Source organism: Bradyrhizobium sp. AZCC 2289, assembly GCF_036924615.1.
GTDB lineage: Bacteria > Pseudomonadota > Alphaproteobacteria > Rhizobiales > Xanthobacteraceae > Bradyrhizobium.
Window position 1 is genome coordinate 669788 of record NZ_JAZHRY010000001.1, and the last position, 21947, is coordinate 691734.

General features: G+C 62.5%; 20 protein-coding genes and 2 pseudogenes. 9 read left to right on the plus strand and 13 right to left on the minus strand.

Annotated elements, in window-relative coordinates:
* Positions 1-47: 47 nt before the first annotated feature.
* A complete protein-coding gene (locus V1289_RS03460) occupies positions 48-407 on the plus strand; it encodes a DUF427 domain-containing protein (protein WP_334395639.1) in 360 nt (119 codons plus the stop codon).
* 266 nt (positions 408-673) lie between these two features.
* Complete coding sequence (locus V1289_RS03465) at positions 674-1858, plus strand: acyltransferase family protein (RefSeq protein ID WP_334395640.1); 1185 nt, start codon at positions 674-676, stop codon at positions 1856-1858.
* Positions 1859-1907: 49 nt separating this feature from the next.
* Here V1289_RS03465 and purL read toward each other — a convergent pair whose 3' ends face one another.
* Positions 1908-4115: a phosphoribosylformylglycinamidine synthase subunit PurL gene (gene purL / locus V1289_RS03470; protein ID WP_334395641.1), complete on the minus strand. Its 2208-nt coding sequence runs from the start codon at positions 4113-4115 to the stop codon at positions 1908-1910.
* A gap of 161 nt (positions 4116-4276) precedes the next feature.
* On the opposite strand from purL, the gene V1289_RS03475 reads away from it, so the two are divergent.
* Entirely contained in the window at positions 4277-4765 is a 489-nt protein-coding gene (locus V1289_RS03475) for a PaaI family thioesterase (RefSeq protein WP_334395642.1), read from the plus strand.
* Positions 4755-5698: pseudogene (locus V1289_RS03480) on the plus strand (DMT family transporter). The gene V1289_RS03475 and the pseudogene V1289_RS03480 overlap by 11 nt, the downstream one beginning before the upstream one ends.
* 30 nt (positions 5699-5728) lie before the next feature.
* Here the strand turns inward: V1289_RS03480 and V1289_RS03485 are convergent.
* Positions 5729-6691, minus strand: a complete 963-nt coding sequence (locus tag V1289_RS03485; protein ID WP_334395643.1) for a tripartite tricarboxylate transporter substrate binding protein BugD — start codon at positions 6689-6691, stop codon at positions 5729-5731.
* Positions 6688-7389 carry a phosphoribosylformylglycinamidine synthase subunit PurQ gene (gene purQ, locus V1289_RS03490; RefSeq protein ID WP_334395644.1) on the minus strand — a complete coding sequence of 234 codons (702 nt, stop codon included), beginning with the start codon at positions 7387-7389 and terminating at the stop codon, positions 6688-6690. The genes V1289_RS03485 and purQ overlap by 4 nt, the downstream gene beginning before the upstream one ends.
* A gap of 142 nt (positions 7390-7531) precedes the next feature.
* Here purQ and corA point away from each other — a divergent pair, with 142 nt between their 5' ends.
* The gene (corA, locus tag V1289_RS03495) at positions 7532-8548 is read left to right on the plus strand and encodes a magnesium/cobalt transporter CorA (RefSeq protein WP_334395645.1); all 1017 of its coding nucleotides are present in this window, start codon (positions 7532-7534) and stop codon (positions 8546-8548) included.
* A gap of 33 nt (positions 8549-8581) precedes the next feature.
* Here the strand turns inward: corA and purS are convergent, their stop codons facing one another.
* Together purS and purC are read right to left on the minus strand one after the other, a co-directional pair.
* Entirely contained in the window at positions 8582-8824 is a 243-nt protein-coding gene (purS, locus tag V1289_RS03500; protein ID WP_074274980.1) for a phosphoribosylformylglycinamidine synthase subunit PurS, read from the minus strand.
* Positions 8825-8984: 160 nt separating this feature from the next.
* Positions 8985-9752, minus strand: a complete 768-nt coding sequence (purC, locus tag V1289_RS03505; RefSeq protein WP_309178017.1) for a phosphoribosylaminoimidazolesuccinocarboxamide synthase — start codon at positions 9750-9752, stop codon at positions 8985-8987.
* Between the two features lie 310 nt (positions 9753-10062).
* Between purC and V1289_RS03510 the strand changes: the two genes are divergently transcribed.
* Positions 10063-10383 (plus strand): DUF1476 domain-containing protein, encoded by a 321-nt coding sequence (locus tag V1289_RS03510; RefSeq protein WP_334395646.1) that lies wholly within the window; start codon positions 10063-10065, stop codon positions 10381-10383.
* Between the two features lie 134 nt (positions 10384-10517).
* Here the strand turns inward: V1289_RS03510 and cynS are convergent, their stop codons facing one another.
* The 7 genes and pseudogenes from cynS to V1289_RS03545 all read right to left on the minus strand — a co-directional run bounded on the left by cynS (position 10518) and on the right by V1289_RS03545 (position 17179).
* Complete coding sequence (gene cynS / locus V1289_RS03515; protein ID WP_334395647.1) at positions 10518-11000, minus strand: cyanase; 483 nt, start codon at positions 10998-11000, stop codon at positions 10518-10520.
* 66 nt (positions 11001-11066) lie between these two features.
* Positions 11067-11993 carry an ABC transporter ATP-binding protein gene (locus tag V1289_RS03520; RefSeq protein ID WP_334395648.1) on the minus strand — a complete coding sequence of 309 codons (927 nt, stop codon included), beginning with the start codon at positions 11991-11993 and terminating at the stop codon, positions 11067-11069.
* 5 nt (positions 11994-11998) lie between these two features.
* Positions 11999-12838 carry a nitrate ABC transporter permease gene (ntrB, locus tag V1289_RS03525; protein WP_334395649.1) on the minus strand — a complete coding sequence of 280 codons (840 nt, stop codon included), beginning with the start codon at positions 12836-12838 and terminating at the stop codon, positions 11999-12001.
* 193 nt (positions 12839-13031) lie between these two features.
* A pseudogene (locus tag V1289_RS03530) lies at positions 13032-14418 on the minus strand (CmpA/NrtA family ABC transporter substrate-binding protein).
* 109 nt (positions 14419-14527) lie between these two features.
* Positions 14528-15406, minus strand: a complete 879-nt coding sequence (locus V1289_RS03535) for a sulfurtransferase (protein WP_334395650.1) — start codon at positions 15404-15406, stop codon at positions 14528-14530.
* Between the two features lie 68 nt (positions 15407-15474).
* A complete protein-coding gene (locus V1289_RS03540) occupies positions 15475-16605 on the minus strand; it encodes an acyl-CoA dehydrogenase family protein (RefSeq protein WP_334395651.1) in 1131 nt (376 codons plus the stop codon).
* Positions 16606-16636: 31 nt separating this feature from the next.
* Positions 16637-17179 (minus strand): OsmC family protein, encoded by a 543-nt coding sequence (locus V1289_RS03545; RefSeq protein ID WP_309178025.1) that lies wholly within the window; start codon positions 17177-17179, stop codon positions 16637-16639.
* Between the two features lie 233 nt (positions 17180-17412).
* Between V1289_RS03545 and V1289_RS03550 the strand changes: the two genes are divergently transcribed.
* Both V1289_RS03550 and V1289_RS03555 read left to right on the plus strand, forming a co-directional pair.
* Positions 17413-18078, plus strand: a complete 666-nt coding sequence (locus tag V1289_RS03550; protein WP_334395652.1) for a TetR/AcrR family transcriptional regulator — start codon at positions 17413-17415, stop codon at positions 18076-18078.
* Positions 18079-18405: 327 nt separating this feature from the next.
* The gene (locus tag V1289_RS03555; RefSeq protein WP_334395653.1) at positions 18406-18633 is read left to right on the plus strand and encodes a hypothetical protein; all 228 of its coding nucleotides are present in this window, start codon (positions 18406-18408) and stop codon (positions 18631-18633) included.
* A 54-nt stretch (positions 18634-18687) separates the two neighbouring features.
* Here the strand turns inward: V1289_RS03555 and V1289_RS03560 are convergent, their stop codons facing one another.
* A complete protein-coding gene (locus V1289_RS03560) occupies positions 18688-19893 on the minus strand; it encodes a TrmJ/YjtD family RNA methyltransferase (protein WP_334395654.1) in 1206 nt (401 codons plus the stop codon).
* Between the two features lie 279 nt (positions 19894-20172).
* Here V1289_RS03560 and V1289_RS03565 point away from each other — a divergent pair, with 279 nt between their 5' ends.
* Positions 20173-21900, plus strand: coding sequence for an alpha/beta hydrolase family protein (locus V1289_RS03565; RefSeq protein ID WP_334395655.1), 1728 nt, complete (start codon positions 20173-20175; stop codon positions 21898-21900).
* Positions 21901-21947 lie beyond the last annotated feature (47 nt).

Below are 21947 nucleotides of genomic sequence, written 5' to 3' on the forward strand. Positions count from 1 at the left end.
CGGCACGTCCGATCACAAAGGACTGACCGAAAAAGAGGCTCAAAACCATGAAACTCCCCGGTCCCGACCATCCGATCACAATTACGGCAAATCCGAAGCGCGTCCGCATCTCGGCCGGCGGCGTGGTCATTGCCGACACCGCCCATGCGCTGACCCTGAAAGAAGCGAGCTATCCGGCCGTGCAATATGTGCCGCGCCAGGACGCCAATATGGCGCTGCTCGACCGTACCGAGCGGACCACCCACTGCCCCTACAAGGGCGATGCGAATTATTTCAGCATCAATGCCAACGGCAAACGGATCGAGAACTCGATCTGGACCTACGAGACACCCTTCCCGGCCATGGCCGAGATATCAGGCCATCTGGCGTTCTATCCGGACAAGGTCACGATCGAGGAAGTGGCGTGAGGGCTTGAGCGCCTCCAAGAAAGCGCGCCCATGATCCCCCACCTCGTCATGACCGGGCTTGTCCCGGCCATCCACGCCCTTGATTCCTAGAAGGAAGACCTGGATGCCCGGCACAAGGCCGGGCATGACGAATTTAGCTAAAGCTCGCAGTCAAGATGAGCAAAGCGAAATCCGGGGTCGACGCCGTTCCAAATCTGTCGAATTAGCCTTGCTGAATCGGGCTCCCGGTTGCAACATCGGGCGCAATCACCCTGCCGGGGGCGCCCATGTCATCCATCACCCACGCCGCCACGACCGCGGACGTTCATGCCGCGCCGAAAGCCAAAGTCCGCAACTTCTCGATCGACCGCGCGCGCACCTTCCTGACGCTCGTGGTCCTCCTCCACCATGCGGTCATCCCCTACACCTATTTCGGCCACACCGATCCGAAGTCGTGGATCGGCTTCGACATGATCGTGCTCGCCACCGACAGTTTTTTCATGGCGATGTTCTTTTTCCTCTCCGGACTGTTCGTGTGGCCGGGGATTGCTCGAAAAGGACCACTGAACTATTTGCGCGATCGCCTGACCAGGCTTGGCCTGCCGTTCGTGATCTGCGCGTTCACGCTCATTCCGATCGCCTACTACGCCATCTCGCTGCGGGAGCATCCCGAGATCGGCTTCGCCGAGTTCTGGTGGAACACGATGACCGTCGGCCCCTGGCCGAGCGGACCGCTCTGGTTCCTCTGGGTCCTGTTCGGCTTTGATCTCGTCGCATGTCTGCTGTTTCGGCTGTCACCCACCCTGCTCGAGCCGATCAATCGCCTGTCGCTGAACGGTCACGATCGGCCGGGGGAATTCTTCGTGGTGATGTTTGCTGTCACAGCCGCGCTCTACGTTCCCGGGCGAATTCACTTTGGCGCTGGCAGTTGGTTCGAGTTCGGGCCGTTCTCGGTCCAGCATGGCCGCGTGCTGCTCTATGCCACCTATTTCTTTTTCGGCGCCGGCGTAGGCGTCCTGCATATGGATCGCGGGCTGTTGGCGGCGGACGGCCAGCTGGCGAAGCGCACGTCGAACTGGGTAGTCCTGGCGCTCGTTCCGTATTGCCTGATGTGGGTGCTGATCTACATCAAGCGCGAAATACTGGGGAATCCGGTGCGGCTGCCGGAATGGTACGAAGCGGACTATGGTTTCTCCTTCGCCCTCTTCAGCGTGGCCATCCTGTTTGTGATCTTGGCCTATTTCCTGCGGTTCAAGCAATCGGGCTGGAGCATGCTCGATCCGATGCAGGCCGACGCCTACGGCATGTTCCTGGTGCACTACCCGATCGTGCTGTGGCTGCAATACTGGCTGTTCGATCTCAATCTTTCCGCCATCGTCAAGGCGGCGATCGCGTTCGTACTGACCGTCGCTTTGAGCTGGGCTGCGACGGCCGCGCTGCGCAAGATTCCAGGCGCGACGCAGGTGCTCTAATCGTCCTTGCGAGCCAACGGGTCGGCGCAATGACGTTGAGAAAGCTTCGTTAAGACGGCTTGCCGCTCATATAGGCCGGCAGCCAGGCCTCGAACGCCGTGTTGAGCGCCTTGATCGCCACCGGCGCTTCGCCCGCGACCTCGATCGCGTCGCCGCCCGTGGTGCCGATACGCGCGCAGGGCACACCGGCGCCCTTCATCTTCGCCAGCACCAGGCCGGCCTGCTCCGCCGGGACCGTCACGATGTAGCGCGCCTGATCCTCGCCGAACCAATAGGCATGCGGCACGATCGCCGCCGGCGCCGCCAACAGCTGCGCGCCGATGCCGCTCGCGATCGCCATCTCGGCGAGTGCGATCAAAAGCCCGCCGTCGGAGACGTCGTGCACGGCCGTGGCGGTGCCGGCGTGGATCATGCCGCGCACCACGCAGCCATTGCGCTTTTCGGCCGCGAGATCGACCGGCGGCGGCGCGCCGTCTTCGCGGCCGCAAATATCACGCAAATACACCGACTGGCCGAGCCAGCCGTGGGTATCGCCGATCAGCAGGATCGCCTCGCCGGCCGCCTTGAACGCCAGCGTCGCGGATTTCGTGAAATCGTCGAGCAGGCCGACGCCACCGATCGAGGGCGTCGGCAAAATGCCGCGGCCGTTGGTCTCGTTGTAGAGCGAGACGTTGCCGGACACGACCGGGAAATCGAGCGTGCGGCAGGCTTCCGAAATGCCTTTCAGGCAGCCGACGAACTGGCCCATGATCTCGGGCCGCTCCGGATTGCCGAAATTGAGATTATCAGTGATCGCGAGCGGCCGTCCGCCCACGGCCGTGATGTTGCGCCAGGCTTCCGCCACCGCCTGCATTCCGCCTTGATACGGGTCGGCCTCGCAATAGCGCGGCGTCACGTCGACGGTCAGTGCCAGCCCCTTCGGCCCGTCCTTCACGCGCACGACGGCGGCATCGCCGCCGGGACGTTGCACGGTATTGCCCAAAATGACGTGGTCGTATTGCTCCCAGACCCAGCGCTTCGAGCAGAGCTCGGGCGTGCCGATCAATTTTTCCAGCGCGGCCGCAATTCCGACCGGTGGCTTCACGTCGCGCGCATGGATCACGGGCAACGGCGCGGATGGCACATGCGGCCGGTCGTAGAGCGGCGCCTCGTCGCCTAATTCCTTGATCGGCAGATCGGCCATGACGTCGCCGCCATGCTTGACCACAAAACGCTTGCTCGGCGTGGTGTAGCCGACCACGGCGAAATCCAATCCCCATTTCCTGAAGATCGCCTCGGCCTCTTCTTCCTTCTCGGGCTTGAGCACCATGAGCATGCGCTCCTGGCTTTCCGAGAGCATCATCTCATAGGCGCTCATGCCGGTTTCGCGCGTCGGCACCGCGTCGAGATTGAGATCGACGCCGAGGTCGCCCTTGGCGCCCATCTCGACCGCGGAACAGGTCAGACCCGCCGCGCCCATGTCCTGGATCGCGATCACGCAATCGGCTTCCATGATCTCGAGGCAGGCTTCCAACAGAAGCTTTTCCGCAAAGGGATCGCCGACCTGCACGGTCGGGCGCTTCTCGGCGCTATCGTCGTCGAATTCGGCCGAGGCCATCGAGGCGCCGTGAATGCCGTCGCGCCCGGTTTTGGAGCCGAGATAGACGATCGGCATGTTCACGCCGGAGGCCGCGGCATAAAAAATCTTGTCGGTCTCGGCAAGGCCGACCGCCATCGCGTTGACGAGGATATTGCCGTCATAGCGGGTGTGGAAACGCACCTGCCCGCCGACCGTCGGCACGCCAAACGAATTGCCGTAGCCGCCGACGCCGGCGACGACGCCGGACACCAGATGCCGCGTCTTCGGGTGCTCCGGCGCACCAAAACTCAGCGCGTTCAGACAGGCAATCGGCCGTGCGCCCATCGTAAAGACGTCGCGCAAAATGCCGCCGACGCCGGTGGTGGCACCCTGATAGGGCTCGATGTAGCTCGGGTGGTTGTGGCTCTCCATCTTGAACACGACCGCCTGGCCGTCGCCGATATCGATCACGCCGGCGTTCTCGCCCGGGCCCTGGATCACCCACGGCGCCTTGGTCGGCAGGCCCCGCAGATGGATACGCGAGGATTTGTACGAGCAGTGCTCGTTCCACATCGCCGAGAAAATCCCGAGTTCAGTGAAGCTCGGCACCCGCCCGATCAGTTTCAGGATACGCTCATACTCGTCCGGCTTGAGCCCATGGCTGGCGACGAGTTCGGGGGTAATCTGGGGTTCGTTCATGGGTCCCTTATTAGGAAGATCGAAGGGGTGCGAAAAGGCCTTTTATGGCGCATTTCCGCCCTGTCCAGAGTTTTGGGGCCACTGGTCGCAGGATGAGGGTTTGCACAACTCGGATGGATCGGATTTAAGGGCTCAAACACCCAAATAAAGGCCCATATTTCGTGAACGAGCTATCCAAAACCGCATTCCACAACCGACCCGATCTCCACGTCGAAACCGAGGGCGAATTCGCGGGCTGGCGCACCTGGACCCGCGACAGCTTCGAATCCAACAACGGGCCGTTCTGGCACCGGGTCGAGGAAGACGGCCGCGTCCGCTGCGCATTCCGCGTCGAGAAAAAGCACCTCAACGGCATGCGCAACGTCCATGGCGGCTGCTTCATGACATTTGCGGATTATTGCCTGTTCGCGCTGGCGTCCTCGGTGCTGCAGGGACCCGGCGTGACGGTGTCGTTTGGCTGCGAATTCCTCGATGCCGCGCGCGAAGGCGAACTGGTCGAATGCGAGGGCGAAATCACCCGCGCCGGCGGCTCGCTGATCTTCCTGCGCGGCGTGCTGAAATCCGGCGAACGCGCGCTGTTCACGTTCTCGGGCACCATCAAGCGGGTGAAGCGCAAGGCGCCGGCGGTGGCCAGCCCCGTTGCCACCTGATGTGATTCGGGCTCTCCCTCAGAAGCATCGCGGCTGGCGTGATTATGCGCTGCTGCTGGCGCTGGCGTGCTGCTGGAGCTCGACCTATCCGCTGACCAAGATCGGCCTCGGCTCGATCCCGCCGATCACCTTCATCTCGGCGCGCTCGCTGATCGCAGCCATTTTCCTGCTCGTCATCCTGCGCGCGCGGCATTCGGATTCCGACCGACGCCAAGGCCTGGAAGCTGTTCGCGTTCCAGCAGACCATCAATTCGACGATTCCGTTCCTGATGATCACCTGGGCACAGCAATATGTGCCGGCGTCCATCACCGTGGTGCTGGCCTCGACGACGCCGATCTTTGCCTTCGTCATCACCTGGGGCATCACGCGGCACGAACCGGCCACGCTGCTCAAGCTCGCCGGCGCCGTCCTGGGGCTTGCCGGAACCGCCGCGATCATCGGCCTCGACGCGCTGGGGTGGCCTCGGCAGCAATATCTTTGCCGAGATCGTGGTCCTGCTCGCCACCGTCTCCTTTGCCTGCGCCACGATCTTCGGACTGCGGCTAAGCGACTACGATCCGATGGTGGTGGCGGCGGGCTCGCTTTTGTTCGGCGGCTGCATCCTGCTGCCGGCCTCGCTGATCATCGACCATCCCTGGACCTTGCGGCCGACGGCGCACGCACTCGCCGCCACCGTCACCATGGGGATATTCTCGAGCGCGCTCGGACTGATGCTGTTCTACATGTGCCTGACGCGGCTCGGCACGCTGACCACCAACGCGCAGGGCTATCTGCGCATTCCAATCGGCGTAGGCCTGTCGGTGCTGTTGCTCGGCGAAACCGTGCCGTCCAACCTCGCGCTCGGCCTGCTGCTGGTGATGGCCGGCGTCGCCGCCATGACCATGCCGAAAGACGGTTTGAGACGATGGATCAATCGAAACCGCACGGTGTGAGACACCGGCCAAGCCAGAAAGCCCGAACCGCTACTTCTGGTCCGCCAGCAGTTTGCGGTATTTCTCGACGTCGCGCGTCACCAATTGCCCGAGCACTTCGGGCGCATGCTCGCTGGCATCAGGCGCGACCGTCGACAAATCGGCAAAGCGCTTCCTGACCGCGTCGCTTTCCACCGCGGTCCGCGCTGCCGCGTTCAGCTTCGCGATGATCTCGGGCGGCGTGCCTTTCGGCGCGAACAGGCCGTTCCAGCCCTGCGCCTCGAATTCGGGAAGGCCTGCCTCCGCCGAGGTCGGCAGAGCCGGCAGCGTTGCGAGCCGCACATTCGAGCCGACCACCAGGCCCCGGACGAGCTTGTCGTCGATCGCCTGCGACACTGACGCCGCCGCGTCGCAGACGCCGTCGATCTGGCCGCCGATCGCATCCGTCAGCGCAGGCGCCGCGCCGCGATAGCCCACCAGAGTCACATCGATGCCCGCGGCCTGGACGAAGCTCTTACAGATCAAAAAGTTGGACGAGCCGATGCCGGCATGGCCGAGATTGATCTTGCCAGGATTGCTTTTCGCGTACGCGATGAAGTCCTTCAGCTCCTTGGCGGGAAAATCCTTGCGCAGCGCGACGATGCCAAAGGTCTTCGCCACCATGGCAATCGGCGCGAAGGATTCCGGTGTGAACGGCAGTTTTGGATAGATCGTGTAGGTCGCGGCACTGGTACCGGCATTGCCGATCGCAATAGTGTAGCCGTCGGGCTCCGCGCGCGCCGCCCGCGCCAGCGCGGTCGATCCGCCAGCGCCGGCGACATTCTCGATCACGATCGGCTGGCCCAGCGACTGGCCCATCTCCTCGGCGACGGCGCGTGCGATTACGTCCGAGGTGCCGCCGGCCGCGAACGGCACGATCATGGTGATGGGATGTTTTGGATAGTCCTCGGCGTGAGCAGCCGCGACCGATAACGCGGCGACCGCCGCGAGCAGCGTCGTCGCTGAAAGCTTCACGCCGCGGCTTCCAGATGCGCCACCAGGCCTGCAAACAGGCCGCGGCCGTCGGTGCAGCCCATGATGTCTTCGACGTGGTTTTCCGGATGCGGCATCATGCCGAGCACATTGCCGCGCTCGTTGACAATGCCCGCGATCGAATCCGCCGCGCCGTTGATGTTGGAGGTCTCGTCGACGACGCCATCGGCCGAGCAATAGCGATAGAGCACCCGCCCCTCGCCTTCGAGCCGCTTGATCGTCTCTTCGTCCGCCTCGTAATTGCCTTCGCCATGCGCCACCGGCACGCGGATCACCTGTCCGGCATTGTAGCCGCGGGTGAACGGCGTGTCCGAGCGTTCGACCCTCAAGTGAACATCCTGGCAGATGAATTTCAGCCGTGCATTGCGCATCAGCACGCCGGGCAGAAGCCCGGCTTCACAGAGGATCTGGAACCCGTTGCAGACGCCGAGCACGAGGCCGCCGCCGGCCGCAAACGTACGCACCGCGTCCATCACGGGCGCGCGCGCGGCAATGGCGCCGCAGCGCAGATAATCGCCATAGGAGAAGCCGCCGGGTACGACGACGAGATCGGTGCCCTTCGGCAGCGCGGTCTCGGCATGCCAGACCATCGCGGTCTCATGGCCCGATGCCAGCTTGAGCGCGCGCGCCATGTCGCGCTCGCGATTGATTCCGGGAAAGACGAGGACGGCGGATTTCATGGCGGTTCCGACTGGAAAACGGGAATCGGCGGCTGACGGCCGATGGCCAGAGATAACCAATTGACGGGGGTTTTTCCAGTGCTAGCCTTGCTGAAATGCTCTCTGTCGGAGCATGGCTCAACAACATCCGGGGATTGAAACCATGAATGTTGTGCCGCTGACGACCCCCGCAACCGATCCGATCGCCTCCGAAGGCGTAGTCGCCGCCGGCGTTTACGTTGACGGCCGGCGCGTTGCCAATATTGCCATCGATGAGGCGTCGAGCTGGCGCAGCAAGCCCGGTCATGTGGTCTGGATCGGGCTCTACGAGCCGGATCTGGCGCTGTTGACCAGCGTGCAGAAACAGTTCGACCTGCACGACCTCGCCATCGAAGACGCCAATAATGCCCATCAGCGGCCTAAAATCGAACAGTACGGCGAAGGCCTGTTCATCGTGGCGCGGACGGCGCAACTGATCGACGGCAGGATCGCGTTCGGCGAAACGCATCTGTTCGTCGGCGAAGGCTATCTGGTCTCGGTGCGCCACGGCGCATCGACGTCATATGCGGCGGTGCGCGAACGCTGCGAGAGCTGTCCCCGCGCGCTGGCGCGAGGCGAGGATTATATCCTCTACGCGATCCTCGATTTCATCGTCGACAATTATTCCCCGGTGCTGGAAACGATCCACGAGGAGGTCGAGGAGATCGAGGATTACGTGCTGGCCAATACCATCACGCGGGCGCACATCGAACGGCTCTACATGCTGCGCCGCGATCTGTTGCGGCTCCGTAACGCGGTCGGACCGTTGGTGGAGGTTTGCCGCCGGCTCGAACACGACAATCTGCCGATGGTGCGTTCGAACATGCAGACGCTGTTTCGCGACGTCACCGACCACGTCAGGAACATCCAGGAGCGCATCGATTCAATGCGCGAAGTGCTGGCGTTCGCGTTCGAGGCGAGCCTTCTGCTCGGCCAGGCCCAGGAGACCGCGGTCTCCAAGAAGCTGGCGTCGTGGCTCGCCATCATCGCAGTTCCGACCGCGGTTGCCGGAATCTACGGGATGAATTTCAAGTACATTCCCGAACTCCAGCTAGAGTACGGCTATTTCATCGTCATGGGACTGATGCTGGTCGCCTGCGTCGGGTTGTACTGGCGATTCCGCCGCGTCGGATGGCTGTGAGCGCGCGGCTGACCGCGACGCCCACAATCATGGTCAGCTCAGAACCTCGACCCGGTAATTCTCGATCACGGTATTCGCCAGCAGCTTGTCGGCGGCGGCTTTCAGCGCCGCCTCCGCCTTGGCCTTGTCGGAGCCCGACAGTTCGATGTCGAACACCTTGCCCTGGCGCACGCTCGCGACGCCATCGACGCCGAGCGATTTCAGAGCGCCTTCGATGGCCTTGCCCTGCGGATCGAGAATGCCGGATTTCAGCGTGACGGTAACGCGTGCTTTCATCTTCGTGACCCAGTATCCAGAACGTCACCCATGCATAACGGCTTCGCCGTTATCGCTGGAGGTGCACGGGCGAAGCCCGAGCCTCGAAGGGCGACCTCGTATGTCTTCATCCTTCGAGGCTCGCCGAAACCGGCGAGCACATCAGGATGACGGCTAACAATCAGCTCTTCACCAGCACCGGACCGGAGCCGGCCGGCCGCTCGTTCTCCATCAGGATGCCCAGCCGTTTTGCCACTTCGGTATAGGCTTCCAGCAGGCCGCCGAGATCCCTGCGGAAGCGGTCCTTGTCGAGTTTTTCGTTCGACTTGATGTCCCACAGCCGGCAGGAGTCCGGCGATATCTCGTCGGCGACGATGATGCGCATCATCTCGTTCTCGAACAGCCGGCCGCATTCCATCTTGAAATCGACCAGGCGGATACCGATGCCCAGAAACAGCCCGGTCAGGAAGTCGTTGACGCGGATGGCGAGTGCCATGATGTCGTCGATTTCCTGCGGCGTCGCCCAGCCGAACGCGGTGATGTGCTCTTCCGACACCATGGGATCGTTGAGCTGGTCGTTCTTGTAATAGAACTCGATGATCGAGCGCGGCAATTGGGTGCCTTCCTCGATGCCGAGGCGCTGCGACAACGATCCCGCCGCCACGTTCCGCACCACCACCTCCAGCGGCACGATCTCGACCTCGCGAATCAGCTGCTCGCGCATGTTGAGGCGGCGGATGAAATGGGTCGGCACCCCGATGTCGTTGAGGTGCTGAAACAGGTACTCCGAAATCCGGTTATTGAGGACGCCCTTGCCCTCAATAATCTGGTGTTTCTTGGCATTGAACGCGGTCGCATCGTCCTTGAAGTGCTGGATCAGGGTTCCCGGCTCCGGACCTTCATACAGGACCTTTGCCTTGCCTTCATAAATGCGGCGTCGACGGCTCATTGGGATGTACCGTGTTTTGTTGAAATCCATGAATTTGGTGTGCTCCGGATGACAAGGTTTGCGACCCACGACGGAGCTGCCGTGAAGGCCCGGGAACAAGAAACAGAACAAGAACCGAGCTTGATGCCAACCTATCCGATTGGCCCATCCAGCACAATCGACCCGGCCCGATTGGGCCCAACTTATACCGTTTGCCCTGCGGCCTAACGGCCCGTTGTTTTGCCGATTCGCCGCCTTTATGTAGGTATCCAAGCAGCCTGCCGCAACGCGGACCGCGTTTACCATTCGACCGGGGATTGGAACCGCAAAAATGACCACTTTCGACAAGCGCGAGGAAGGTTTCGAGAAGCAATTCGCCGTGGACGAGGAACTGAAGTTCAAGGCTCAGGCACGCCGCAACAGGCTGCTGGGACTGTGGGTGGCCGGGAAGCTCGGGCTGACGGGAGACGCGGCGACCGCCTACGCCAAGGAGGTGGTTGCGGCCGATTTCGAGGCCGGCGACCGCGACGTGGTCCACAAGGTGACGAAGGACCTCGCCGCCAAGGGCGAGGCCATCACGGAATCGGAGCTCGGCACCAAGATGATCGAGCTGATGGCGCAGGCGATCGCCCAGGTAAAGGCGGGGACGTGACGCGCGGCGTCATTCCGGGATGGTCCGCAGGACCAGACCCGGAATCTCGAGATTCCCCGATGCGCAATTGCGCATCTGAGATCGCCGCTTTGCGCCGTCCGGAATGACTTTGCCCTCGCTACGCGAGGACAAAGTCACCCCTCCTTAAACCCGTATTCCGGCACATTGCCGCTGGCACCGTAATATTTGTACGGCAGGAATTTTCCGGACATCGTGATCTTGACGCGGTCGCCCTTGGGGTTGGCGACGCGCTCCATCACCATGTCGAAATCGATCGCCGACATGATGCCGTCGCCGTATTCTTCCTCGATTAGCGCCTTCCATGCCGGGCCGTTGACCATCACCAGTTCGTAGAAGCGATAGATCAGGGGATCGGTCGGCGGCATCGGCATGCCGCGCATCGGGGTCTCGTTGAGCATGGTGGTCTCGGACTGCGAGAGCCCGAACAGTTCCGCCGCATTCGCCGCTTGCGGTTTTGTCAATTTCATTTGGCCGAGGATCGCGCCGACGATCAGCACTTCGGAATAGCCGCCGATTTTTTCGCAGATGTATTTCCAGCTCCAGCCCTTCTCGCGCTTGATGTCGAGCAGCTTTTCGGTGAGGTCTTCTCGTTTCATGTGGGTCTCCCTTCAATCGTCATGCCCGGGCTTGTCCCGGGCATCCACGTCTTTTTCCTTGCGAGTTTAAGAAGACGTGGATGGCCGGGACAAGCCCGGCCATGACGCCTGTTTTGATTCTTCGGATACCGATGCAATGACCAGTTCGGGTTTGCCGATCCGAACCAATGGCACGTTGCGCGGATCGTGGCCGAGCGTCTCCGCAGCAAAGGTCTTGCTGCGGCTGACCAGGAAATCGACGATATGGTTTCGCAGCGCGTAGTAATAGGGGTGGCGGTGCAGATCGATGCGGCCGCGATCCTTCGGCAGCGGGTTTTCCACGATCTCCGCCAGCACGGCACCTGGACCGTTGGTCATCAGGAAAATCTTGTCGGCGAGATAAATCGCCTCATCGACGTCGTGAGTAATCATGAACGCGGTCTGCCCGGTCGTAAGACAAATGCGGCGAACTTCATCCTGCAGCGTTCCTCGCGTCAGCGCGTCCAGCGCCGAGAACGGCTCGTCCATCAGCATGATCTTTGGCGTGATCGAGAGCGCGCGCGCGATGCCGACGCGCTGCTTCATGCCGCCCGATAGTTCCGATGGGCGCTTGTGCTCGGAGCCGGTGAGCCCCACGAGATCGATGAAGGTCTGCGCATGCGCCTTCACCTTCGCGCGGTCCCAGTTCCTCCATTTCGAGGTCACGGCATAGGCGACGTTGCCGAGCACGGTGCGCCACGGCAACAGCGCGTGGCTCTGGAAAATCACCGCGCGGTCGAGGCTGGTGCCCTCGATCGCCTGCCCGTCCACGATCACCGTGCCCTCGCTCGGCTGGTCGAGACCGGCCAGGATATTCAGCACCGTGGTCTTGCCGCAGCCGGAATGGCCGATCACGCAGCCGAATTCGCCGCGCGCCATCGACAGCCAGATATTTTCGAACACGGCGGTCGAGCCGCCGCTGGCGCCCGGGTAGCGCCGCGCGATACCCTCGATGGAAATGAACTTGTCGGCCATCGCGCTCATTCCGGAAACGTGACCATGCGGGTGAACCGCGCCAGAATCTGGTCGAGCAGCATGCCGACGATCCCGATCAGCAAAATCGCGATGATGACATTGGTGATCGAGAGATTGTTCCACTCGTTCCAGACGAAGTAGCCGATACCGGTGCCACCGACCAGCATTTCGGCCGCGACGATCACGAGCCAGGCGATGCCGATCGAGATCCGCATGCCCGTCAAAATGGTCGGCGCCGCCGCCGGCAGGATCACGGTGAAAGCGCGCCTGACGGTTCCGACTTCCAGCGTGCGCGCGACGTTGATCCATTCCTTGCGCACAGCGGCGACGCCGAAGGCCGTATTGAGCAGCATCGGCCACACCGAGCAGATGAAGATCACAAAAATCGCGGAGATCGAGGAATCCTTGATGGTGTAGAGCGCCAGCGGCATCCAGGCCAGCGGCGAGATCGGCTTCAGCACCTGAATGAAGGGGTCGAGCGCCTTGTTGATCAAGGGCGACATCCCGATCAGGAACCCGAGCGGGATCGCGACAATGACAGCGAGGAAATAGCCTAACCCCACGCGGGCGATGGAATAGCCGAGCTGGATGCCGAGGCCCTTGTCGTTCGGGCCGTTATCATAAAACGGCCGCTTGAGGTGTTCCCACAATTTCGCGCCGACATCCAATGGTCCCGGCATCGCCGATTTGCCCTGCGTCGCGGTCAGCCCCATCAGCTTGGCATATTCCGGCGTCATGGTGGCGACGGCGGCGGTGCCGCGCGTGGCGATGTGCCAGATGCCCATGAAGGCAACGAACAGCGCGATCGACACGATCGCGGCGCGGAAGCGGAGCGAGAAGGTCATTGGGGACAGTCTCTCAGCATGTCGTCCCGGCGAACGCCGGGACCCATACTCCGCGGCGCTAGTAGTGAAGGAAGGCCTCTGACATCATGCCTGAAAGAGGTGACACGGCGCCGCGACGAGCGCAATTTGCGCTCGCGCTGGGGTCCCGGCGTTCGCCGGGACGACAGCGGCAAATGTAGTGGCGCCCCCGCCCTCACGATGCCTTCCTGATCTTGAAACTCGCGAGATAATCGTCAGGCGCCGCCGGATCGAACGTCTTGCCCATCACTGAGAACGACTTGTACGAGGCCTGTGGCGTCGTTAGCCCCATCTCGGCCATCACCTTCCTGGTGTCGGTTGCAAGATAGACCTGCTCGGCCACCGCCTTGTAATCGACATCGCCACTTGATCTGGCCCCAGCGCTTCATCTGGGTCAGCATCCACACCGCAAAGGATTGCCAGGGGAACGGATCGAAATCGACGCGCTTGGCGTCGGTTTTGACGCCGCCGAGACCGTCGGCATAGGTGCCTGTCAGTACCTGTTCCAGCACGGTCACCGGCGCGTTGATGTAATTCGCCGGCGCGATCGCCTCCGCGATCTGCTTGCGATTCTCGGCCTTGGACGCATAGGCGGTGGCATCGACGATCGCCCGCGTCAGCGCCGCAAAACTGTTCGGCGACGTCGTGATGAATTCGCGGCTGGCGGCAAAGCTGCAGCAGGGATGCCCGTCCCAGATCTCCTTGGACAGCAGGTGCATGAAGCCGACGCCGTCAAAGATCGCGCGCTGGCAGATATTGTCGGGCGCGAGGAAGCCGTCGATGTTGTCGGCGCGCAGATTGGCGACCATTTCCGGCGGCGGCACCGAGCGCAGTTGCACATCGGTGTCGGGATCGAGGCCGTGCTCGGCGAGGTAATAGCGCAGCAAATAATTGTGCATGGAATAGTCGAAGGGAATGGCGAACTTCATGCCCTTCCAATCCCTGGGGTCGCGCTTGTCCTTGTGCTTCATGGCGAGCACAATGCCCTGCCCGTTGATGTTCTCGATCGCCGGCACCGCAAACGGGATCGCGGTCGCGCCAAGGCCTAAAGAGATCGCGATCGGCATCGGCGCCAGCATGTGCGAGGCGTCGTATTCCTTGTTGATGGTCTTGTCGCGGATCACAGCCCAGCCGGCGGTCTTCACGACTTCGACGTTGAGACCGTATTTGGCATAAAACCCCAGGGGTGCAGCCATGATGATCGGCGTCGCGCAGGTGATCGGGATGAAGCCGACCTTGAGGTCCTTCTTCTCCGGCGTACCCGCTTCCGCAAACGCCTCGGTCGCGGTCTTGAGCGGGAAGAATTGCGAGATCGCGGCAAGCGCGGTCGCGGCGCCGACCGATTTCAGGAACGCCCGCCGCGCGGCGTCCTTTGGAAACATCGCCCGCACCACGGCAGACGCCACCACGCCCTCGTAACGCTTCTGCTCGCTTTCGACCGGCTCGCAGCGCAACGCCGGCGTCGCATGCCCGTGCTCGGCCGCGGAGCGATGCTGGCCGCACACGCAGCCGGATCGGCTGAGCGCGCGATCGGCATCGAAGGGATCATCGAATGTGGACATGCTGCGCCCCTTTGTCACACCGGCCGCGGCGGAGGTCCCACTCCACCGCGGTCGGGAAAATTCAGTCACTGCCCAGCCAAATGGCCGGGCAGTGAGAAGCATGCACTTTTTATGCCGCTTTGCCTGTTATCCGGGCAGCCGTCGGCAGACCTTCGTCGATCGGCAGCGAGGGATCGCGCGACCATTCGTTCCAGGAGCCGAAATACATCCGGACATCCTTCACGCCGGCATTCTTGAGCGCGAGGAAGGTGTTCGACGCCCGCGCGCCCTTGAAGCAGTAGAGATAGACCGGCGTATTCTCGGAGATGCCGACGGTGGCGCACTCCGCCAGAATCTCGTCCTTGGACTTGAAGCGCGGCCCTTCGGCGGTCGGCTTCATCATGCGGTACCATTCCAGCCAGACAGCGCCGGGGATGCGTCCCTTGCGCGGGCAGAAATCCTTCCCATAAGGAGACGAGCTTTCGCCAATCCACTCGTCGACATCGCGCACGTCGAGCAGCGCGATGCCGGGCTTGTCGAGCGCCGCCAACATCGTCTTGGCGTCGATCAGGATGTCGCCGGCCTCGGGAATGATCGAGAACGACGCCTTCACCGGCGACGGCACGTCCTTGGTCGTCGGCAACCCCGCGGCCGCCCAGGCGTCGTAGCCGCCATGCAGCACCTTGATTTTGGGATAGCCGAGCATGGTCAGCAGGTAATAGCCGCGGCAGGACTGGCCGAAGCCGGAGTTCATCGACTGTTCGTAGATGACCGCGGTCTCCTTGCCGGAGAGGCCGGCGCCGCCGAAGGCGTCGGCGAACTTGGTCTTCAGCTCCTGCATGCCTTCCGGCGTCGACGTTGCGAGAAACGTGAAGATTTCATGCACGTTGACGGCATTGGGCAGGTGTCCCGCAGCATAGGCATCCGGATTCCTTGTGTCGATGATGACACACGGTTCTTTCTTGATGAGATCGGCGAGTTCGCCGGCAGTAATCAGAACGTCCGTCATGGCAGGCCTCTCCTGTTTGTGGTTGCAGTCAGGGTCGAACAGAAATTCTTCGTTGCTGGTTTTTTGGCTCAATCTCCCGCCAGCATTTTGCGAAGCTGCTTGGTGGCAGGGGTGACGATGGCGACGAAATAGGCTTCGCGAAGCCTGCGCTGGGCGCGATGGCTCTTGAGGTAACCGCGCGCACCGCAATGGAGCATCGCGGCATGCGCGGCCGCGACCGCGGCATCTCCCATGCGCAGGCGAAGCGCGACGACACGGCGCCAGTAGCTGTCGTCCGAATTGTAGGGATCGCTTGCCAGCGCCATCCCCTCCTTCTCGAATTCGGCGTACAGCTCGCGGAATTGAACCGGTTGCTGCGGCAGATAGCGGTTGACGTGGCCAAGGGGTGCTGCGACCTCGTCCATGATGGCGATGCAATCCTTGATCAGGCCAAGCGCCATTCCGGCCTGCAGCAAAATAAAACCTGCGCGGATTTTCTTGACGAACGGTCCGGCCGGCGCGGCCAGGATCAGATCGTCCGATACGAAGACGTCGCGGAACTGGACGCCATAGGTGCCGGTGCCATCCATGGCGAGGAACGGCTTGCAGGGCTGCAAGGTGATCGCCGGATCGGAACAATCGGCGAGGAACATCACGGTGCCGCCGGGCTCGTCCTCGCGCTCGAAAATCGTTCCAAAGAAGTGGTCGGGACCGAGGTTCGACACCCAGGGCAGCGCGCCCCGAACGATATAGCCGCCCTCGACCTTGCGACCCTTCAATTTCAGCTTCTCGATGCCGAAGAAGCTTTTCATCGGGTTGGAAAGGCCGGTGCCGCCGAGAATTTGCCCCGTCGCGAACTTGTCGCCAAACCTGGCGAGTAGTTTTGAATTGTCAGAATTGGCCGCGTACCAGACCAGCGTGTTCTGGCACCACGCCATGAAGGCGGTGGCGCCGCAGACCTCGCCGAGCGCCGAGATCGATTGAATGGCGCAGCGCAAGTCCGCCGCGCCATTCTTGGCGCCATTTTTGGGTTGATGGCTGCCCCAGGCGCCGACATCGCCGAGACGCCGGAGCAATTCGTCGGGATAGACGGTCCCCTCGTCGATCGCCGCCGCCTGGGGTGCGAGGTTTTTGCGGGCGATGATGGCGACCTGATCGGCGATCGATGCCGATGGCAGGTCGTCCTCAACAGTCAGCCGAGATGCAGCCAATGAACCCATGTGACCCTCCGCCCCTCCTGGTGGTGGCTGTTTAAGCGCTGACCTCGAGATTGACCGGGCGCGTGAAGGTGTTGGCGACCGGCGACCATTTCTTGACGTGGGTCACCAGCGCGTCGATCTCGCTTTGCGGGATGCCCTCGCATTCCATGTCGACCTTGACTCGCACGTCGGTGAAGCCGACCGGTTTCTCGCTGACGTCGCCGGTGCCCCACACCGCGGTGATGTTGAGATCGCCCTCGAGCTGGAGCTCGAGCTTGTTGACGATCCAGCCGCGGTGAACCGCGTTGGCATGCAGGCCGACCGCGAGGCAGGAGCCGAGCGCCGCCAACGATGCTTCCGACGGATTGGGCGCGGTGTCGTCGCCCAACAGTCCGGGCGGCTCATCGACGATGTAGGGCGCGAGGTTGCGGATATAGTTGGCGTGGCGGAACTTGCCCTCGGCCACCGTCTTGCATTTCAAGGTCTTGATGACCTGTGGGTTGGCCTTGCCGTTGGCGATGAGCTGTTCGAGCCCGTTCTTGTCGATGGGGGCAAGGCAGCCCGTAAGCACTGTTTTTTGAGCGACCGCGGTCATTATTTGTCTCCCTTGGGGGTAGGATACCGAACGGTCTGTTTCCTGCACGAAGCGTGCCAGACGGGCGCGAAATCAAAAGCCGAAGGGCTGGAGGGCCTTAGCCTGCCCTGCCTGCGGATTGATCAGCGGGGTCGTGCTCAAAGCCGATGCAGTTGCTCGCGTGCTTGCGATTATTTTGAGCGCACAAAAGATGCGACTTGATGATTTTGCCGCGGTCCGATTAACTGCCGTGCATGGGCAAATCAGCTTCGAAGAAAAAATCCGTCGCAGCGGTCTCTGCCGCAGGCGATGAGGAGTCTGCGCGCGGGCGCCTGCTCAATGCGGCGACGCACCTGTTCTGCAAGAACGGCATCAACGCCACCGGCATCGACGCGATCATCGACGAGGCCGGCACGGCGAAGACCACGCTCTACAAACTGTTCGGTTCCAAGACCAATCTCGTGCATGCGGTGCTGGAGAGCGAAGGCAGGCAATGGCGCGAATGGTTCATCGGCGCCATCGAGGCCGGCGGCGGCGATCCGCAGACCAAGCTGACGCGGATCTTTCCGGCCCTGAAGCGCTGGTTCGGCGAAGAGCGTTTCTACGGCTGCCCGTTCATCAACGCGGTCGGCGAGCACGACAAGGATGCAAAGCAGTTTCGCGCCATCGCGCTGCGCCACAAGAAGGTGGTGCTGGCGCACATCGAAAAGCTCGCCGGTGAAATGGGCGCGGTCGAGCCGGAAAGTCTCGCCCATCAGCTCGCGCTGCTGATCGACGGCGCCATCGTCGCTGCCATGGTGTCGCGCGACCCCGGCGTCGCCGATACGGCAGCGATCGCGGCCGGCAATCTGTTCGGGCCTTCCAAGGTGAAGAAGCCGAAGCGGGCGAGCGGCGCCACCGTGCAGCTGGTCGCGGTGTGAGCCACGCGCCGGCTATCGCAGGATAGGCAAGAGGCGCTGTTTGCGCCGTGCCCACCGTCTCCCCTCGATCCGCCGCTCACGAAAACTCAACAACAAGTGATCGCCGAATGCGAAGCGTTTCACAGCGGCGTTCGACCAATTGAAGCATCTTGATCAAATAACGGTCGGCATTGCCAGGCGCCAAGGCCGAAAACCTCAGAAAATCAAATCGTGGGGTGGAAAACGCGCGTGGTGCAATTACGGCTCCGGGTTCGGAGCGGAGCCTTGTTCGAACGCAACTGATTTCAAGGGGGTGACTGATCTCACCCGGATTTTGAGGAGATTGTCATGGACAGTTATCGTCAGGATTCCGCGTACACCAGCATTTCCGGACTGGATCCCGCCGACTTCAAGACACTGACACCCGAGGAGAAGGCGACTTGTCGCAGCTGGCGTCGAGCCGTAATGGCGTTTTATTGCGCGCTGGTGCTGTTGGGCGGGGTCGCGCTGCTGGTTTCGATTCCCGTCTCAAACCCGCAAGTAGCCCAGTTCATGCCGGCCGTGAACATTCCCTGATCCGCCCGACATAATCGGATTGCTGCGATAGCGAAGGTCTTTTGGGGCCGGAATTCAGCGCTGTTCGAGCAAGCTCGCTTCAAGCCGTTCCAGTTCGCCCGCCAGATCGCGCTCGACGTCGGCGACGCGCATCCGGACCACGCGGTAGTCGCGCGCCTCCAGCCAGGCCTGCCGGGCGGCGCGGTCGCTCACGATCGCTTCGGACTCATCGGGGTTTTCGAGCTCGATCGCGATCCGGTGCACGAAGGAGACGAAGTCGGGGATGTGGCGGCCGACCGGTGTCTGGCGCTTGAACTGTCCGGCGAAGCGGCGGTCGCGGGTCAGCGCCTGCCACAGGATGCGCTCGGCGTCGGTCGGGTTTCGCCGCAGCAGCCGCGCCAGCCCCCGCACCGTGCTGCTGCTGTCGGCAGGCACACCCCCCTGCCCGTGCTCGGCCAATAGCGCGCGCAGCCTGGTCGCCTGTTCGCCGTCGAGCACGCCGCCCTTGGCCGGGCCCTTGCGCCCCTCCGCGATCGCCATCACCACGCCGTGCAGCGTGTGCATGTCCTGCTTGGTCGGGTCCATCCGGGTGAAGATGTTGCGCAAGTTCACCAGCATGGTCTCGCGCTTCTCGGCCGGCCGCAAAAACTCGACCTTGTCGAGCTCGCGGACCAGATTGTCGAAGAAGGCCTGCATCTGGTGCTGCGAGGCCGGCTCGGACCGTTCGGGCATCGAAAACGGCAGCGCGCCTGAGGTCGACAGCTTGAACCACTCATAGCCGATCAGGAGCACCGCCTGCGACAGGTTGAGCGAGGCAAAGCCGGGATTGACCGGAAAGGTGATGATGCGGTTGGCGAGCGCGACCTCCTCGTTCTGCAGGCCGTAGCGCTCGCGGCCGAACATGATGCCGACCCCGCCGCCATCAGCGGCATGCGCCACGATTTCGCGGGCCGCGGCTTCCGGCGCCACCACCGGCTTGGCCTGGTCGTGGGCGCGGGCGGTGGTGGCGAACAGCAGGGTCAGATCGGCGACCGCCTGCTCGACTGTATCGAACAGTTCGGCGCGGTCGAGGATGTGGTCGGCGCCAGCCGCCGCGCGCTGGGCTGCGACGTTCGGCCAGCCGTCGCGGGGCTTGACGATTCTTAAACGCGTCAGGGCGAAATTGCCCATCGCGCGCGCGGCCATGCCGATGTTCTCGCCGAGTTGCGGCTCAACCAGAATGACAACGGGACCTCTGAGGTCGTGGCCTGTTTTTGTCTTGTCGGTACCCGAGCCGGACATCTCACTTCACTTTCTGATTCAACCTCTGAAGATCTTGAATCAAGCTCCGAAGAGATTGATTCAACACCTTACCCCCGCTCGCATTCGATTGCCTGTCCGGCATAATTTCTCAAGTAAAATAATGGGGTTAGCGCCGTTGCTTGAGGTTTTTTAAAAACCTCAATTGCTCTATCCACAGGGCTCGCTTGTGCGCATTCCGGCTTCGGATAGGGTATCAATCACAAATAAAACGAACCTGAAAGCCGCTGCAACGGCGAAGGGCACATGGGGGAGGCGTCGATGCGCGGCAGATGGTCGTTGGCCATTATTGGCGTGGTTCTGATTCTGGCCGGCGGGTTGCTCGCGCACTTCACCCAGACCGCTGGTGGCATCCGGATCGAGGATATCCGTTTCAAGGGCGCCAAGGGCAACACCATGAGCGCCCTGCTCTACATCCCGCCGAACGCGACCGCGCAGACCCCCGCCCCCGGCATCCTCGCGGTGCACGGCTACATCAATTCGCGCGAAACCCAGGACGGCTTTGCGATCGAATTCGCCCGCCGCGGTTACGTGGTCCTCGCCCTCGACCAGACCGGCCATGGCTACAGCGATCCGCCCGCCTTCGCAGGCGGCTTTGGCGGCCCCGATGGGCTCGCGCATCTGCGCGGCCTCGACATGGTCGACAAGAACAATATCGGGCTGGAGGGCCACTCGATGGGTGGCTGGACCGTACTCGCCGCCGCCACCGCCATGCCCAACGACTACAAGTCGATGGTGCTGGAAGGGTCGTCGACCGGCAAGCCGTTCGCCGCCGACGGCACCTCTAGCTGGCCGAAAAACGTCGCGCTGGTGTTCGCGCAATACGAGGAATTCCCCACGCTGATGTGGGGCGTCGATCGCGCCCGCGACGTGACCCAAAGCCCAAAGCTGTGGGCGATGTTCGGCACGCAAGGCGCCGTCGAACCCGGCAGGGTCTATGGCGACATCGCCCAAGGGACTGCCCGGGTGCTCTACACGCCGGCGATCACCCATCCGGATGAGCACATCTCCCATGAAGCGATCGGCTACAGCCTCGACTGGTTTGCCAGGACCTTGCAGGGCGGGACGCCGCGGCCGGCCGACGACCAGATCTGGTTCCGCAAGGAAATCGGCACCCTGATCGCCCTGCTCGGCTTCGTGGCGCTCCTGATCGGCGCCTTCGACGGCCTGCTGGAGGCGGCAATGTTTTCGCGCCTGCGGCTGCCCGAAATCGCCGACGGCACCATGCCGGACCACGTCGCGGCAAAGGGCAAACGCTGGACAGTGGCGCTCCTGCTGTCAGCCTTCATTCCCGCGCTGACCTATTATCCGGCGTTCGCACTGGCCGGGACTTTTGTAAAGCCGTCGGCGTTCCTGCCGCAGGGCATCACCAACCAGATCATGGTCTGGGCCATCATCAACGCGTTGATCACGCTGGCGCTGATGCCGTTCGCGCCGAAACGGACGGGCCGGGCCGGGATCGTCGCCCAGTCGGTCGTGATCGCGATCGCCACCGTCGTAATCGGTTATGCCGCGCTGTGGCTGGCCGATCTCGCCTTCAAGATCGATTTCCGGTTCTGGATCGTCGCCCTCAAGCTGATGAACGGCAAGCAATTCCTGATTTTCCTGATCTACCTGGTGCCCCTCATCGCGTTCTTCGTGGTCGCGCTCCATGTGCTGCACCGGAATTTCTCGACCATGGGCGCTGGGCGCGGCGCGCTCTATTTGACCAATATCCTGGCGCTCACGCTCGGCTTCATCGCGCTCCTGGTGCTGCAATACGGCACGCTCTGGATATCGGGAAAGCTGTTCAATCCGCTGCCCGATCCCGGCTTCGTGCCTCTGTCTACCATTGTCGCCATCCAGTTCGTGCCGCTGTTGGCGATTTGCGCTGTGATCGCGACCTTCACCTGGCGCCGCACCGGCTCCAGCCTGCCGGGCGCGCTGATCTGCGGCCTGTTCGTCACCTGGTATGTGGTGGCGGGGACGGCTACCCAGGCCGCGTTCTAGCTTAAGCTTTCGCGCCGGATCAGCCTGCCCCGCGCGAACCCGCGGGC